At 72.5% G+C, this 13,870-nt stretch carries 13 protein-coding genes and 1 pseudogene; 6 read left to right on the plus strand and 8 right to left on the minus strand.

Annotated features, from left to right (window positions below):
• Positions 1 to 211 precede the first annotated feature (211 nt).
• On the plus strand, positions 212 to 1,774 hold the full coding sequence (locus ACWCRJ_RS27360; RefSeq protein ID WP_450941789.1) for an amidohydrolase: 1,563 nt from the start codon (positions 212 to 214) through the stop codon (positions 1,772 to 1,774).
• A 196-nt stretch (positions 1,775 to 1,970) separates the two neighbouring features.
• Here ACWCRJ_RS27360 and ACWCRJ_RS27365 read toward each other — a convergent pair whose 3' ends face one another.
• Complete coding sequence (locus ACWCRJ_RS27365; protein ID WP_450941832.1) at positions 1,971 to 2,462, minus strand: hypothetical protein; 492 nt, start codon at positions 2,460 to 2,462, stop codon at positions 1,971 to 1,973.
• Positions 2,463 to 2,644: 182 nt separating this feature from the next.
• Between ACWCRJ_RS27365 and ACWCRJ_RS27370 the strand changes: the two genes are divergently transcribed.
• Positions 2,645 to 3,319, plus strand: coding sequence for a hypothetical protein (locus ACWCRJ_RS27370; RefSeq protein WP_450941790.1), 675 nt, complete (start codon positions 2,645 to 2,647; stop codon positions 3,317 to 3,319).
• A 13-nt stretch (positions 3,320 to 3,332) separates the two neighbouring features.
• On the opposite strand, the gene ACWCRJ_RS27375 is transcribed toward ACWCRJ_RS27370, so the two are convergent.
• Entirely contained in the window at positions 3,333 to 3,824 is a 492-nt protein-coding gene (locus tag ACWCRJ_RS27375) for an SRPBCC family protein (RefSeq protein ID WP_450941791.1), read from the minus strand.
• A 49-nt stretch (positions 3,825 to 3,873) separates the two neighbouring features.
• On the opposite strand from ACWCRJ_RS27375, the gene ACWCRJ_RS27380 reads away from it, so the two are divergent.
• Complete coding sequence (locus ACWCRJ_RS27380; RefSeq protein ID WP_450941792.1) at positions 3,874 to 4,338, plus strand: RpiB/LacA/LacB family sugar-phosphate isomerase; 465 nt, start codon at positions 3,874 to 3,876, stop codon at positions 4,336 to 4,338.
• On the opposite strand, the gene ACWCRJ_RS27385 is transcribed toward ACWCRJ_RS27380, so the two are convergent.
• The 4 genes from ACWCRJ_RS27385 to ACWCRJ_RS27400 form a co-directional block, all read right to left on the minus strand.
• Complete coding sequence (locus tag ACWCRJ_RS27385; RefSeq protein WP_450941793.1) at positions 4,310 to 5,314, minus strand: serine/threonine-protein kinase; 1,005 nt, start codon at positions 5,312 to 5,314, stop codon at positions 4,310 to 4,312. The two genes, ACWCRJ_RS27380 and ACWCRJ_RS27385, sit on opposite strands and share 29 nt — an antisense overlap.
• A complete protein-coding gene (locus ACWCRJ_RS27390; protein WP_450941794.1) occupies positions 5,307 to 5,957 on the minus strand; it encodes a hypothetical protein in 651 nt (216 codons plus the stop codon). The genes ACWCRJ_RS27385 and ACWCRJ_RS27390 overlap by 8 nt, the downstream gene beginning before the upstream one ends.
• Positions 5,958 to 5,962: 5 nt before the next feature.
• Entirely contained in the window at positions 5,963 to 8,290 is a 2,328-nt protein-coding gene (locus ACWCRJ_RS27395; protein ID WP_450941795.1) for an FHA domain-containing protein, read from the minus strand.
• 107 nt (positions 8,291 to 8,397) lie between these two features.
• Positions 8,398 to 8,808 (minus strand): hypothetical protein, encoded by a 411-nt coding sequence (locus ACWCRJ_RS27400; protein ID WP_450941796.1) that lies wholly within the window; start codon positions 8,806 to 8,808, stop codon positions 8,398 to 8,400.
• Positions 8,809 to 9,233: 425 nt separating this feature from the next.
• On the opposite strand from ACWCRJ_RS27400, the gene ACWCRJ_RS27405 reads away from it, so the two are divergent.
• Together ACWCRJ_RS27405 and ACWCRJ_RS27410 are read left to right on the plus strand one after the other, a co-directional pair.
• Positions 9,234 to 9,623: a nuclear transport factor 2 family protein gene (locus ACWCRJ_RS27405; protein WP_450941797.1), complete on the plus strand. Its 390-nt coding sequence runs from the start codon at positions 9,234 to 9,236 to the stop codon at positions 9,621 to 9,623.
• A gap of 119 nt (positions 9,624 to 9,742) precedes the next feature.
• A pseudogene (locus tag ACWCRJ_RS27410) lies at positions 9,743 to 9,910 on the plus strand (DUF1905 domain-containing protein); the annotation flags it as partial.
• A gap of 66 nt (positions 9,911 to 9,976) precedes the next feature.
• On the opposite strand, the gene mgrA reads toward ACWCRJ_RS27410, so the two are convergent.
• Complete coding sequence (gene mgrA / locus ACWCRJ_RS27415; RefSeq protein WP_450941833.1) at positions 9,977 to 10,975, minus strand: L-glyceraldehyde 3-phosphate reductase; 999 nt, start codon at positions 10,973 to 10,975, stop codon at positions 9,977 to 9,979.
• A 125-nt stretch (positions 10,976 to 11,100) separates the two neighbouring features.
• On the opposite strand from mgrA, the gene ACWCRJ_RS27420 reads away from it, so the two are divergent.
• Entirely contained in the window at positions 11,101 to 12,006 is a 906-nt protein-coding gene (locus tag ACWCRJ_RS27420) for a LysR family transcriptional regulator (protein WP_450941798.1), read from the plus strand.
• Here the strand turns inward: ACWCRJ_RS27420 and ACWCRJ_RS27425 are convergent.
• Positions 11,996 to 13,690 (minus strand): helix-turn-helix domain-containing protein, encoded by a 1,695-nt coding sequence (locus tag ACWCRJ_RS27425; RefSeq protein ID WP_450941799.1) that lies wholly within the window; start codon positions 13,688 to 13,690, stop codon positions 11,996 to 11,998. The genes ACWCRJ_RS27420 and ACWCRJ_RS27425 overlap by 11 nt on opposite strands.
• Positions 13,691 to 13,870: the final 180 nt, after the last annotated feature.

Here is a 13,870-nt window from a genome sequence, read left to right on the forward strand (position 1 = left end):
TCACCTACACAGAAGAAGTACAAGAAACTTAGGTAAGGCTAACTACATTTGCCTTCCCGTGACCAGCCCCGAGACGTCTTCGAGACCTGACCGAGCTTCCCCGAGGCCGGGGGCGCCATCCGACTGACACGCCAACCCGCTTACTTCGCAAGCCAGTTCACCGATACGAGACCGCGAACCGGGCGACCGCCCCGACCGGAAGGACCTGTCCGTGCTCAGCACCAGGATCACCAACGCCCGCATCATCACGATGGACCCGGACCGCCCGGCCGCCCGGGAACTGGGGATCTGGCGGGGGCGGATCGTCGGCCTGGACGAGGACGTGGCGGGGCTCCCGGCGCGGCGCACGCTGGACCTGGACGGTGCCACGCTGCTCCCCGGCTTCATCGACGCCCATGTGCACCTGGCGTGGACGGGCCTGAAGGCTGCGGCGCCCAGTGTCGCGCCGAGCCGTCGCGCCGACGACGTGCTCCGCGTGGTGGCGGCCGCGGTCGCCGCCGCCCCCGTCGGCGGCTGGGTGGATCTCGGCGGCTACGACCAGCGCACCCTCGACCGCCCGCTGACGGCGATGGATCTGGACGCCGTCAGCGCCGGGCGCAGGGTGTCCCTGGGCCACCTGTCCGGACACGCCTGCCTGGTCAACTCGGCAGTGCTGAACGGTCTGCCCGCGGAGGTCGCGCGGCCCGACGGTTTCCTCGCGGAGGGCGCCATGGGGGCCGCGCTCGCGACCCGGCCGCCGCACTCGCTCACCGAGCTGGCCTCGGCGATCGAGCACGCGGCGCGCGTCTGCCGCTCCGAGGGCATCACGGGGTGCGCCGAGGCGGGGGTCGGGGCCCGGCTCTTCGGGCACAGCCCCATCGAGGGCGCCGCCTACCAGCTGGCCCACGAGTCGGGCCGACTGCCGGTGCGGGTACGGCTGATGGTGGCCGCCGACGCGCTGCGGCCGGTCGGCGCGGCCGCCGAGGACACCACGAGCCGGGCGATCGACCTCGGTCTGCGCACGGGCTTCGGGGACGGCGCGCTCTCCCTGGGCGCGCTCAAGATCTTCACCGACGGCGGCATGATGGCCCGTACGGCGGCGCTCACCAGCCCCTATCTGGGCACCGGCGGTTCGGGGCAGCTCATGCACGAGCCCGGGGTGCTGGAGAGCATGATCGTCGAGGGCCACCGCGCCGGCTGGCAGCTCGCGGTGCACGCGATCGGCGACCGGGCCCTCGACGTGGCCCTGGATGCGCTGGAGATGGCACAGAAGCTGAGTCCCCGCCCGGAGGCACGCCACCGCGTCGAGCACGCGGGCCTGGTCCGACCCGACCAACTCCCCCGCCTGGCCGCGCTCGGCGTCACCGTCGTCATCCAGCCGAGCTTCCTGCGCCACTACGGCGACGACTACGCCACGATCATGGGCGAGGACCGGGCCGGCTGGCTGTACCGGGGCCGGGGTTTCCTCGACCACGGCGTCCGGGTCGCCGGCAGCTCGGACCGCCCGGTCGCGGACGGCGCCCCGCTGCGGGCGATCCGCTTCATGGTGGAGCGGGCCTCGGAGTCCGGCCGTCTCATCGGCGCGGACGAGGCGGTCACCGTCGAGGAGGCCCTGCGCGCGTACACGATCGAGGCGGCACGCGCCTGCCACTGGGAGAGCGACGCCGGCACCCTCACCCCCGGCAAGCGGGCCGACCTCGTGGTGCTGGGCGACGATCCCCGCCGGGTGGAGGTGTCACGCATCGGGGAGATCGAGGTGGTGCGGACGTTCGTCGAGGGTGAGGACGCCTACTGACGGGGCGAGGGGCATGGGCAACGGGATCGCGGCCCGTCGGTCCGGGCCAGAGCGGACGGCGGCCACCTGACGGACAGCCGGTTCGGGGGTCGGCGGCGCCGCCGCCGACCCGTACGACCGCGTCGGCGCGGCATGCCAGGGCAGTGTGTGCCCCGTCGCCTTGTCCGGCTCTCGGATCGTCGGCCCCCGCGACACGTCAGCCGATCCGTGGTTCTGCCAGCAACACCACCCGGTCGGACGCGACGTCGAACCCCAGTACCGGACGACACGGGTCCCGGTAGCCCTCGGACATCAGCACCACCGGCTTGCCCAGTCGGCGCCCGATCGCACAGAGAAGTCCGCTCAGCAGTTCCAGCCGTTCCTGCCCCCGCAACTCCCGCAGGTCCACGTCGAAACCGATCTCGTCGGCCGACTCCAACCGGAAGATCGCCAGGACATCCGGCACCGGCCAGACCCACAGATCCGCGCACTCGGCATCAGCGGGCCGCGAGAACACCTCTTCGGCCCGCGGCAGCGACATGACCACCCCGCCTTCGGAGTACTCACTCCGCCAGCCACTCGAAACGATCAGATCGAGGACCGTCTGCCAGTCCTGGACCGCGGTTCCCGTGACCCACACATCCGGCAGATACCCCTCCCATTCAAGGTCGAAGAAGCCCTTCACGTCATCCCACCGCAGCTCGGACACCCGGCCATGCTGGCCTCGGCTCGCACACGAGCGCACCCGGATTTCCCCCACCACGCCCCCCAGGCCCTCCGCCAAGCGCGGTCGGGGCTCACAGGCCGCACGGGAAGTCACCGAAGTTGTATACGCCGAGAGTCGGACGCCCAATACTGTGCGCAGACGTCGTCAGGGGGGCGCGAGATGAAGTGGTTTCAGCGCGAGCGTGCCGGACAACAGACAGTCGTGGCACCGCTGTCGACCGGGCCCGCAAGAGCGGCGAACCACCTCGGCAGGCACCCCCGCTGCTCACCGCGGGCGGGCCGGCGCTCCAGCGGATCGGCGGCGACGGCGACCAGGTCACCCAGCTGACCACCGGGAGGGGCCCGGTCATCCTCGACATCACGCACACGGGGGCCGGGCACTTCGTCGTGGACGCGCTGGACGGGCGGCTGCACTCCCAGAGCCAACTCGTCTACACCGACGGGCCCTTCTCGTGCCGTGCCCTGGTGAACGCCGACGACCGGCCGGTGCGGGCACTGCGGATCCAGGCGGACGGACCGTGGACGGTCGACGTGAGCCCGGTGTCGAGCGCGCTCCCCTGCGAGGGCCACACCGTGCGTCCCGCCTCGGACGTACTGCGCCACACCGGCGGCCCGGGGATCGCCACCCTCCGGTACGAGGGCGATCCGCGCTCCGAGGACGGCGGCTACTTCCTCGTCGACACCTTCGAACCGGACGGCACCGCCTTCCTCGGCGAACTGGCCAACCACGTGGGCCCCTGGCACGGCGAGGCGTCCCTCACCGGCCCCTGCCTCATCCACGCCCGCTCCGACGGCCCGTGGTCGATCACCGTCCGGCCGCTGGAGCAGCGGGACCGATGACGCCGACGACGTCTCAGGCCAGGGCCTCGTAGTACGCCTTCTGCGCCGGGTAGCAGTCCTCGAAGTCGGGCTGGGGACCGTCGCGGCGTGCGGCGGTGAGCATGTCCAGGTAGTACTCCCAGCCGGGGCCGATCGAGCCGACGGCCTCCGGGGAGGCGAGATGGCGGATCAGACAAAGTTCGGTGGCACCTTCCGTCTCGGTCAGCAGCAGCTCCAGCGACCAGGAGCCTGCCTCGTCCTCCACCGAGACGGCGAGACGGTGCGGCGGCTCGCATGCTTCGATCCGGATCGGGCACCAGGGCGCCGACTCCTCGAACGCCATCCGCACCTCGACGGTGCGGCCCGGCGCGGCCTCGCCGCGCCACGGGCCGAACCAACGGGCGGTGCGCTCGGGCTCGGTGACGCTCGCCCAGACGTCGCGCGCGGGGGCGGCGTAGGTGCGGGTGAGGACGAGGTCGTGTCCGGACGGCGTGGGCACGAGCTGCCCGGTCGGTTCGAGGGTCATGCCGTTTCCTCCCTGGGCCGGGGTCAGGGCGCCGGGTAGCCTCGGGGGCATGCGGATCTCCGTCTCCTCGGACATGGACGAGCCCGTCGCCCGCCTCCTTCTCACGGAGTTGCGCGACCGGGGCCATGAGGTGCTGACCCATGGCGCGCTGCGTGTGGGGGACGACTCCAGATGGGCGGCCTGCTCGGAGGCGGCGGCGCGCGACGTCGCCGCCGGGAGGGCGGACCAGGCCGTCGTGTGCTGCTGGACGGGCACCGGCGCGTCCATCGCCGCGAACAAGGTGCCCGGCGTACGGGCCGCCCTGTGCGCGGACGCCTACACGGCCGACGGTGCCCGGCGCTGGAACGACGCCAACGTCCTGGCGATCGGGCTGCGGCTGACCTCCGAGCCGCTGCTGAGGGAGATCCTCGACGCCTGGTTCGCCGCCGAGGCCGGACAGGGCGCCGGCGACCGGGAGAACGTGGCCCTCGTCGAGCGTCTCGACCTCAGCCGGGATACCGGCCGGAGCGGATGAAGACGGGCGCGGCCCACGACGGCGGTTGCGGCGGGGCCTCGGGCGGCCCGGACGCCTTCGGCGCGACCGACCGGGTCGGCGCGTGCCCTGCCGGGAAGCCGCCTGCGGCGTCGGCGGCCCGGAGCGCGGCCACGAAGGACAGACAGGAGTCGTACCGGTCGTCCGGGGACTTGGCCAGCGCCGTCGCCAGCACCCCGTCCACGGCCGGCGGCAGATCGGGGCGCCCGGCCGTCAGCGGGGGCGGCTCGTCGTACTGGTGGGCCCACAACAGGGCCATGTCGTCGTCCCGTTGGAACGGCGGCCGGCCGGCGAGCGTCTCGTGGACGACGCAGGCGAGGCTATAGACGTCGCAGCGGCCGTCGACGGGCTTGCCGGAGATCTGCTCCGGGGCCACGTAGTCCAGGGTGCCCACGAACTGGCCGACGCTGGTGAACCCGGTCAGGGACAGGGACTTCTTCGTCAGACCGAAGTCGGTGAGGTAGACGTGCTCGGGATGGTCGCTGTCGGTGCCCTGCGCGACCAGGATGTTGCCGGGCTTCACGTCCCGGTGCACCAGCCCGTGGTCGTGCGCCGCGTCGAGCGCGGAGGCGACCTGGGCGGCGATCCGGGTGGCGGTCCTGACCGGCAACGGGCCCTCCCGGTCCAGCAGATGCCGCAGATCGCTGCCCGCGACGTACCGCATGGCGATGTAGAGGACCCCGTCCGTCTCGCCCGCCTCGAAGACCGGCACGATGTGCGGGTGGTCGATCGCGGCGGCCACCCGTGACTCGTGTGTGAAACGGCGCCGGAAGGTGTCGTTGCGGGCCAGTTCCGGGGCGAGCAGCTTCAGCGCGACCGTCCGTTCCAGGCGCAGGTCCAGCGCCTGGTAGACGACGGCCATACCGCCCCGGCCGATCTCACGTTCGATGCGGTAGCTGGCGATCTGCCGTCCGACCAGCTCGGAGGGGCGCCCGGCGTACGGCTGTGTCTCACTCATCGCGCGTCACCGGCGGAACCAGCCGGGTGGGTTCGTGATCGTGCGGCCGGTCGGTCGCGCGGCCCCGCGCCGGCCCGGGACCGGGTTCCGCGACGACGCGCGTCGCCTCGGGGGCAGGAGCGGCGGTGGGCGGGGGGTGCGGGGCGGCCGGGGTGGTGCGCGGGGTGTCGCCCACGGCGAAGGTGCTCAGCCGGGTCCCGTCGCAGTACACCCACCGCTCGTGCGCGGCATCGAACAGCCACAGCGACTCGCCGTCGACGACCACGCCGATCCGCAGCCCCTTCGTACCGTCGCGGAAGGCCTCCCCGTCGCGATGCCCCGCGGCCAGCGCCTCCGCCTCGGTCCGGTAGCGCGACAGGGCCTCCTCGGCCCGGGCCAGCAGTGGACGCGGGTCGGCGGTGCGGGTGGCGTCCGCACCGGCCGCGGGCGGGTCCTGGGGTACGGCGACGAGGAGACGGGCGTCGATCCAGGCGGACCAGCCGTTGGCGCACAGGGCGTGACCCCAGTCGCCGCGCCGCTCCAGGAGCTGGACGGGCAGCAGCGCGTCGAGGGCCGCGGTGGGGCGGGAGGGATCGGGGAGTTCCCAGGCGGGCAGCCCGCCCGGCGGGACGACATGGGTGGGAAGGAAACCGGGGGTCGTCATCGCGGCTACTTCCGCATCACCGCGGGTTCACGGCGGCGCAGCAGCCGGGCGACGAGCCAGCCGCAGAGCAGCGACAGGACGACGAGCATCCCCAGGTCGAGCAGCCACACGCCCGCCGAGTGTGCGAACAGCGGGTCCGTCGTGTCGGGGACGATCCGTTCGAGGTCGATCGTGCCGGCCATCGCGGCGAACGCCCACCGCGACGGCACCAGCCACGCCAGCTGTTCGAGGACGATCGTGCCGTTGACGTCCAGCAGCGCACCGCAGAACACGACCTGGACGATGGCGAGGAGCACCAGCAGCGGCATGGTGACCTCCTCCTTGCGCACCAGCGCGGAGACCACCAGGCCGAGCATCATCGCGGTGAAGGCCAGCAGCGCCACGGCGACCGTGATCTCGACCAGGGGCGGCATCAGCACCCCTTCGCCGCCGGGGGCGCCCAGGTCGACTCCGAGCAGGGCGACCAGGGTGAGGACGACCGCCTGGAGGACGGTGATCGTGCCGAGGACGACGACCTTGGACATCAGGTACGCGGATCTGGACAGCCCGACGGCACGTTCACGCCGGTAGATCACCCGCTCCTTGACCAGCTCGCGCACGGCGTTCGCCGCGCCCGTCAGCACCCCGCCCACACACAGAATGAGCAGCGCGTTCATGGCGGTCTCCCGGTCCAGCGTGCTCCCCGCGAGTGCCCTCGCCATCGCGCCCATCACGAACGGCAGCGCGATCATGATGGCGAGGAAGGTTCGGTCGGCGCCGAGCGCGGCCGCGTACCGGCGCACCAGCGTGCCCAGTTGGGCGCCCCAGCTCTGCGGTTTGGGCGGTGGCGCCACGGCGACCGGCTCGGGGGCGTCGGGCAGATACGGCCGGCCCATGGAGGCGGTGACGTACTGGCGCTGGAAGGGCGAGTCCCGGTACTCCCCCGCCCAGTCCCGCTCCTGGTCCCGTTCGAAGGCCTCGAAGGCCTCCGGCCACTGTTCGAACCCGAAGAAGGCGAGGGTGTCGTCCGGCGGCCCGTAGTAGGCGACCTTGCCGCCGGGTGCGAGGACGAGGAGCCGGTCGCAGACGTCGAGGCTGAGGACGCTGTGGGTGACGACGATGACCGTGCGGCCGTCGTCGGCGAGGCCGCGCAGCATGTGCATCACCGAGCGGTCCATGCCCGGGTCGAGACCGGAGGTCGGTTCGTCGAGGAACAGCAGGGAGGGCTTGGTCAGCAGTTCCAGGGCGACGCTGACCCGTTTGCGCTGGCCGCCGGAGAGGCTGTGGATGGGCTGGCCGGCCCGCTGTTCGAGGCCCAGTTCGCGGATCACCTCGTCGACCCGGGCCTGTCGCTCGGCCTTCGCGGTGTCCTGCGGGAAGCGGAGTTCGGCGGCGTACGACAGGGCCCTGCGGACGGTCAGCTGCGCGTGCAGGATGTCGTCCTGCGGGACCAGGCCGATGCGCTGGCGCAGTTCGGCGTAGTCGCGGTAGAGGTCGCGGCCGTCGTAGAGGACCGTGCCGCTGTCGGCCGGGCGCTGCCCGGTCAGGGCGTTCAGGAGGGTGGACTTGCCGGCGCCGCTGGGGCCGACGACGGCCAGGAGACATTTCTCGCCGACCGGAAACGAGACCTTGTCCAGGAGCGTCCTGCGGCCACGGTCGACGGCCACGGTGAGTTCCTGGACATCGAGGGAGACCTCGCCGGTGTCGACGTACTCCTGCAGTTGGTCGCCGACCAGGCAGAACGCGGAGTGTCCGATGCCGACGATGTCACCGGGGGTGACCGGGGCCCGGTCGACGGGCGCGCCGTTGAGAAACGTGCCGTTGTGGCTGCCGACGTCGACGATCTCGTACGTGCCCTCCGGCCGCGCCCGCAGTTCCGCGTGCCGACGGGAGACGATGAGGTCGTCGATGACCAGGTCGTTGTCGGAGGCGCGGCCGATGCGGACGGTCCGCTCGGGCAGTGGCCGGACACTGGTGGGCCGGCGGAACGTACCGGTGGAGGCGGGTCGGAAGATGCCGGAGAGGCGCTCGGGGGCGAGCCCGGAGAGCACCGCTCGGGGGCCGTCGGGCAGGCTCCCGAAGTGGATGACGGTGCCGGGGCCGACGTCCCACTCGCGGACGCGGTGGCCGTCGGCGTACGTGCCGTTGGTGCTGTGCTCGTCCTCGATCGTCCAGTGACCGGCCTCGGCCCGCAGCACGGCGTGGTGCCACGAGACCCGGTCGTCGTCGAGGACGACGTCACTGAGCGGGTCGCGCCCCACGTGGTACGCGTGGTTCGGAGTCATCACCGTGGAGCCCGACTCGGTTTCCAGCACGAGTTCGGGCGCGGTCGGTGCGATGGACCGCTCTGCCATGCAGAAAATTCTACCGATTCACCCGGATATGCGCCCGGTCGCCGCAGCGAGGCCGGGTGACGGCGGTGACCGCGACTCCGGGGCGTGATCGCCGGGCGGTCCCGGGGTCAGGCGGCGGGAGCGGCGATGCGCTGGGCGATGCGCTGCATGCGCACGGCGTCGACGGACTCCGCGAGCAGTTCGTACTCCGTGGTGTCGTCGTTGGTCGCGATCCGGACCAGGTTCCCGGCCGCCAACTCGTCCGCCACCAGGCCCTGTTGCGCTTCGTCGGTGGACCAGGCCCGCAGCAGGGCAGGTACGTCCGGCACGGTGTCGGCGACCGGAACGACCGCGTTCGGGGGGAAGTTCGGGTTCTCGGGGCGCGGGTCGAGGCGTTCGGCGATCCATAACGCGCGGTCGCGCATCCACCACAGCGCCAGCGCCAACGTGGGGGCGCGGTAGGTTCCGAGGGGCACGCCGACACGCTGGCCGCCGCACCACCCGTACGCGGTGACATGGCACAGGAATTCGTCGTGCACGCTTCGCTCCCCCGATCGCATGCCGTTCCGCCCGACCTCGCTCGCCGCGCGGACTTGCTCTCGCCTCACAGATTTGCTGGTCGTACACATCCGGCGACCCGGGAGTCACGCACAGTGACGCGACGCACACGCACGGGTGCGCGTTCGTTCATGACTCAATCGCCCTGTCAGTCGAGTATCGCCACGGTTGACACTCTGTCACCATGCCAATTCGGCCAGTCTCTTGGCATATGCGAGCGCGCGCGTGGCCGAAACGATGCCAAGGGCCCTCCGACCGGGCCTTCCTCGGGATGACCTCCGAGGTAATCGACACCCCGCGGCACGTCCGGGCATCGTGTGCGGTGCCGGATCACGAGGAGGCCGCGGACGGCCGCGGATCCGGTCACCGTTTCCTACGCAGATCCCCGATGGAGGGTTCAACGATCATGCCCGCGAATCAAGAGAGCCCGGACCGCTACGAGACCGCCGTCGCCCGCTACTTCGAGGCCTGGAACGCGGACGCCGAGGAGGAACGGGCACGGGCGGTCACCGCCGCCTGGGCCGCCGACGGCGGTTACACCGATCCGCTGGCCGACGTGCGCGGCCACGAGGAGATCGCCGCCCTGATCACGGCGGCCCGCGAACGGTTCCCCGGCCTCGCCTTCCACCTGACCACGGCCGTGGACGGACACCACGACACCGCCCGCTTCGCCTGGGAGCTGGTGGACGAGGCGGGCGGCGGGGCGCCGGTCGCCGGGTTCGACGTGATCACGCTCGACGCGCAGGACCGCATCCGGAGCGTGTACGGCTTCCTGGACCGGGTGCCGGCGGCGTAGCTCCCGGGATCGGCGTCGTTTCCCCCGGGCACCGGTGTCGTTCACCGCCCCGCGACGAGTTCCTCCGCCTCCGGTGGTCTTCTCTTCGTAGCGGACCACCGAAGGCGCAGGACGACATCATGAGCACGCTCGACGAGCAGTGCACGGCGGAGCTGCGCAGAAGCCCCGCCGAAGGCGGCCGGACCTGCCTCGCATGGCCCCGGTCCGCCGCCTTCTTCGGTACTCGCGGCCTGGTGAAGGTCCGCGGCACCATCGACGGGCACCCCTTCCGCGGCTCCTTCATGGCCCGGAGGCGGGCCGGTCGGTGACCGTCCGGCCGGAGGAGCGGATCGACGGCCGACCGGGGCCCGAGGTCAGCCCTTGCCCTCGATGATCGCGTCGATACGAGCCAGCTCGTCCGCCTCGAAGTCGAGGTTGGCGATGGCACCGACGCTGTCCTCGATCTGCCGCGCGCTGCTCGCGCCGACGAGGGCGGAGGTGACCCGGCCGCCGCGCAGCGTCCAGGCAAGAGCGAGCTGCGCCAGCGTCTGGCCGCGGGACTTGGCGACCTCGTCCAGCGCGCGCAGCCTGCCCACCAGGTCCTCGGTGACGGCGTCGGACCGCAGGAACGGGCTGTCGCTCGCCGCGCGGGAGTCCTCCGGGATGCCGTCGAGGTAGCGGGAGGTCAGCAGCCCCTGCTCCAGCGGGGAGAAGACGATGGAGCCGACCTGGAGCTCGTCGAGGGCGTCGAGCAGGCCCTCGCTCTCCGGGCGCCGGTCGAGCATCGAGTAGCGGGGCTGGTGGATGAGGAGCGGGGTGCCCAGCTCGCCCAGGATGCGGGCGGCCTCCCGGGTCTGCTCGGCCGAGTAGTTCGACACGCCGACGTACAACGCCTTGCCCTGCTGGACCGCCGTGTGCAGCGCGCCCATCGTCTCCTCCAGCGGAGTCTCCGGGTCGGGGCGGTGCGAGTAGAAGATGTCGACGTGGTCCAGGCCCATGCGCTTCAGGCTCTGGTCCAGCGAGGAGAGCACGTACTTGCGGGAGCCCCACTCGCCGTACGGTCCGGGCCACATCAGGTAGCCCGCCTTGGTGGAGATGACCAGCTCGTCGCGGTACGGGGCGAAGTCGGACCGCAGGGCCTCGCCGAGGGCGGACTCGGCGGAGCCGGGCGGCGGGCCGTAGTTGTTGGCCAGGTCGAAGTGGGTGACGCCCAGGTCGAAGGCGCGGCGCAGGATCGCGCGCTGCGTCTCCACGGAACGGTCGGGGCCGAAGTTGTGCCACAGGCCGAGCGACAGCGCGGGAAGTTTCAGACCGCTGCGTCCGGTGCGCCGGTAGGGCATGTCCGCGTAGCGGTCGGGGTGTGCGGTGTACAACGCGACTCCAGAGGTCGGCACGGTGGGAGCGGAGTCCCTGAGAACCGGGGTCCACTCTTTCGCGACCTGGGGGCATTGGTCCAACAGAAGAATCCGATGGGATTCAGCGTCTACGCTTCTCAGTCATGGAACTCCGTCACCTCCAGCATTTCGTCGCGGTGGCCGAGGAGGAGCACTTCACCCGGGCGGCCGAGAGGCTGCTGGTCTCCCAGTCGGGTCTGTCCGCCTCCGTACGGTCCCTGGAGCGCGAGCTGCAGACGCCGCTGTTCGTCCGGACGACCCGCCGGGTGACGCTCACCCCGGCCGGGCGGGCACTGCTGACCGAGGCGGAGCGGATCCTGGCGCAGGTGCGGTCGGCCCGGGAGGCGGTGGCCGCCGTGCAGGGCGTCCTGCGGGGCATGCTCGCTCTCGGGTCGGAACAGTGTGTGGCCGGGCTGCATGTGGCGGGGCTGCTCGCCTCCTTCCGGCGGCTGCACCCGGATGTGGAGATCTGTCTGCGGCAGGCGGGCTCGGGCGCCCTCGCGGAGGAGGTGGCGAGCGGGCGCCTGGATCTGGCGTTCGCCGTGCGGACGGCGCAGGAGGACACCGACCAGCTGCGTGTCGTCCCGCTGTCCAGCGAGCCGATGACCGTCCTGTGCCATCCCGGTCACCGCCTCGCGGCCGTAGGCGCCGCCGTGACCCCGGAGGAGCTGGGCGGCGAGGTCTTCGTCGACTTCCACCCGGACTGGGGCCCGCGCCGCGCCACCGACACGGTGTTCGCCGCCGCGGGTGTCCGCCGGTCCGTCGCCCTGGAGGTCAACGACGTGCACAGCCTCCTGGACCTCGTCGACGAGAACCTCGGCGTCGCCGTCGTCCCGCGCCACTTCCGCCACAAACGCGACTCGCTCGTCGCCCTGCCCGTCAAGGGCACCGGCGAGAGCGTGTACGAGACGGTGGCCCTGCTGCCGCCCCCGCAGGCCACGAGTCCGGCGGCGCGGGCCCTGCTGGAGCTGCTGGACCCGCCGGTCGACTGTGCCCGGATCAGTCAGTGAGGGGCGCCCACCGGTGGTTCTCGGTGGCGTACGTGTAGCGCGGCAGTCCCTTGATCGCGGTCGTGCGGAACGGCCGGCCGCCGTCGTCGATCCGGACCGTGCCGGTACGGCCCTCGGAGGACCACTCCAGTTCCAGGTACCACTGGCAGTCGCAGGTCTCCGTCTCGGCGCTGACCATCAGGACCTCCGGATCATCGGCGGACACGCTGTACGGAAACCGCACGGCGGGCAGCGGGATGTCCAGGTCGGCACCGTCGACCGGACGGGCGATCGGCCGGTTCTTGTCCAGGTCGACGTCGAAGTACCGGGGACTTACCCGGCCTCCGCAGCCCTGGTCCATCGCGTAGGCGTTGCCCCCGGCCGGAGCGGTGCGTCCGACGACGCGTACCCGCAACGCCGTCAGGACGACGGCCGCGGACTTCCGCCCCTGCACGGTGATGTCCACGATCGTGTTCCGTCCGTGCACGGCCCCCTGCGTCGCCGCCCAGGCGCCCGCGTCCTGCGGCGGCGGGGGCGGGGGCACCTCCTTCGGCGGCTTGCCGATGACGTAGTCGTGCCCGCAGCCGAGATTCCAGACCTGTGAGTCGGCCGTCCAGGTCAGCGGCACCCCGCCGGCCGGGGGCCGCACCTTACCGGTCTCGCCGCCCTTCGTGGGACTGCTTCGCGGCTCGGTGGGGGTGGGCGAGGCCGTGCCGGAAGGGCTCTTGGTGTCCTCCGGCGAAGGGGACGGGCTCGTGGGCGCGGTCGACGGGCGCTGGGCACCCGAGGTCGTACGCGCAGGTGTCGGGCCGCCGCCCGGGGCGGCGCTGTCCGCCGGGGCACGCCCGGACGGCAGGGCGGCGATGCCGCCCAGAGTGGCGAGGAGCACCGCGACGACGGCCCCGCTGACGAGCGTACGTCGACGACGGTGCCAGGGGCGGCGGGCCGGGGCGGGGGCCGAGGCCGAGAGCACGTCCGGCGGAGTCGGCGAGGCTCCCTCCCGGGTCCGGGACGTCCGCCCTGCCGCGGCGGGGGTGTCGGACCGTCCCGGGTCGGCCGCCTGCGCGGAAGCGGGCGACTCCACGGCCTCGGACGGCCCGGCGGATTCGGAAGGCTCGACCGGATCGGACGTATCGGATGTATCGGCGGGCTCGGACGCCCCGTCGGCTGTGGACGGCTGGACGGGCCCGGACGCCCCGCCGGCCGCGGAAGGACCAGCGGCAGAGCCGGTCCCGCCAGCTCGCGACGGCCCGACGGCCTCGACCGACCCCCCGGCGCCCTCGGCCACCCCTGCCGGCTCGACCGGCGCGCCTGCTTCCGGCGTCGGCGCGCCGACCTCCGGTGCGGCCGTTCCCGGCGCGGCCGTTCCGGGCTCAGCCGCCTCCCTCTGGGCCACCTCCGGCCCCGCCGCCCCGGCCCCGGCAGCGTCCGCCCCGGCCCCTCGCACCCGCTGCCGTGTCGCCATCGCCGACAGCCACAGCCGGTGGAGTTCCAGCCGCTCCTCCCCCGTCGCCCCGCACAGGACGGCGAAGCGCTCCACGGGTGCGAAGTCGAGCGGCACGGTGTCACCCGCGCAGTAGCGGTGCAGCGTGGAGGTGTTCATGTTGAGGCGCCGGGCGAGCTGCCCGTAGCTGCGGTCCGTGCGTTCCTTGAGACGCGTGAGCGACGCCGCGAACGCCTGGACGTCGTCCCGTGCTGCCGACACTGTTCCCCCGTGCTCTCCCCGGCCCGGGCGGTATCCCAGGCACTCCCCATACGTGCACGTCAGAAGGGCTGGGATGGTTCCACGGGCGCCGATCGTTCGTCGGCCGTTGCGCCCGCACCCCGTGACGGCCGATGCTCTTGGTGTCGCACCGACCAGGGCCGGACGGACCAGCCGGCGTCG

The sequence above is a fragment of the Streptomyces sp. NPDC002324 genome (assembly GCF_053593335.1).

What these genes read in the sequence shown, in the direction of transcription:
- ACWCRJ_RS27395 (WP_450941795.1), bottom strand. Translation starts at nt 8,290, where the DNA reads ATGGCAGAGCGGTCCATCGCACCGACCGCGCCCGAACTCGTGCTGGAA.
- ACWCRJ_RS27385 (WP_450941793.1), bottom strand. Translation starts at nt 5,314, where the DNA reads ATGAGTGAGACACAGCCGTACGCCGGGCGCCCCTCCGAGCTGGTCGGA.
- ACWCRJ_RS27380 (WP_450941792.1), top strand. Translation starts at nt 3,874, where the DNA reads ATGCGGATCTCCGTCTCCTCGGACATGGACGAGCCCGTCGCCCGCCTC.
- ACWCRJ_RS27375 (WP_450941791.1), bottom strand. Translation starts at nt 3,824, where the DNA reads ATGACCCTCGAACCGACCGGGCAGCTCGTGCCCACGCCGTCCGGACAC.
- ACWCRJ_RS27390 (WP_450941794.1), bottom strand. Translation starts at nt 5,957, where the DNA reads ATGACGACCCCCGGTTTCCTTCCCACCCATGTCGTCCCGCCGGGCGGG.
- ACWCRJ_RS27420 (WP_450941798.1), top strand. Translation starts at nt 11,101, where the DNA reads ATGGAACTCCGTCACCTCCAGCATTTCGTCGCGGTGGCCGAGGAGGAG.
- ACWCRJ_RS27405 (WP_450941797.1), top strand. Translation starts at nt 9,234, where the DNA reads ATGCCCGCGAATCAAGAGAGCCCGGACCGCTACGAGACCGCCGTCGCC.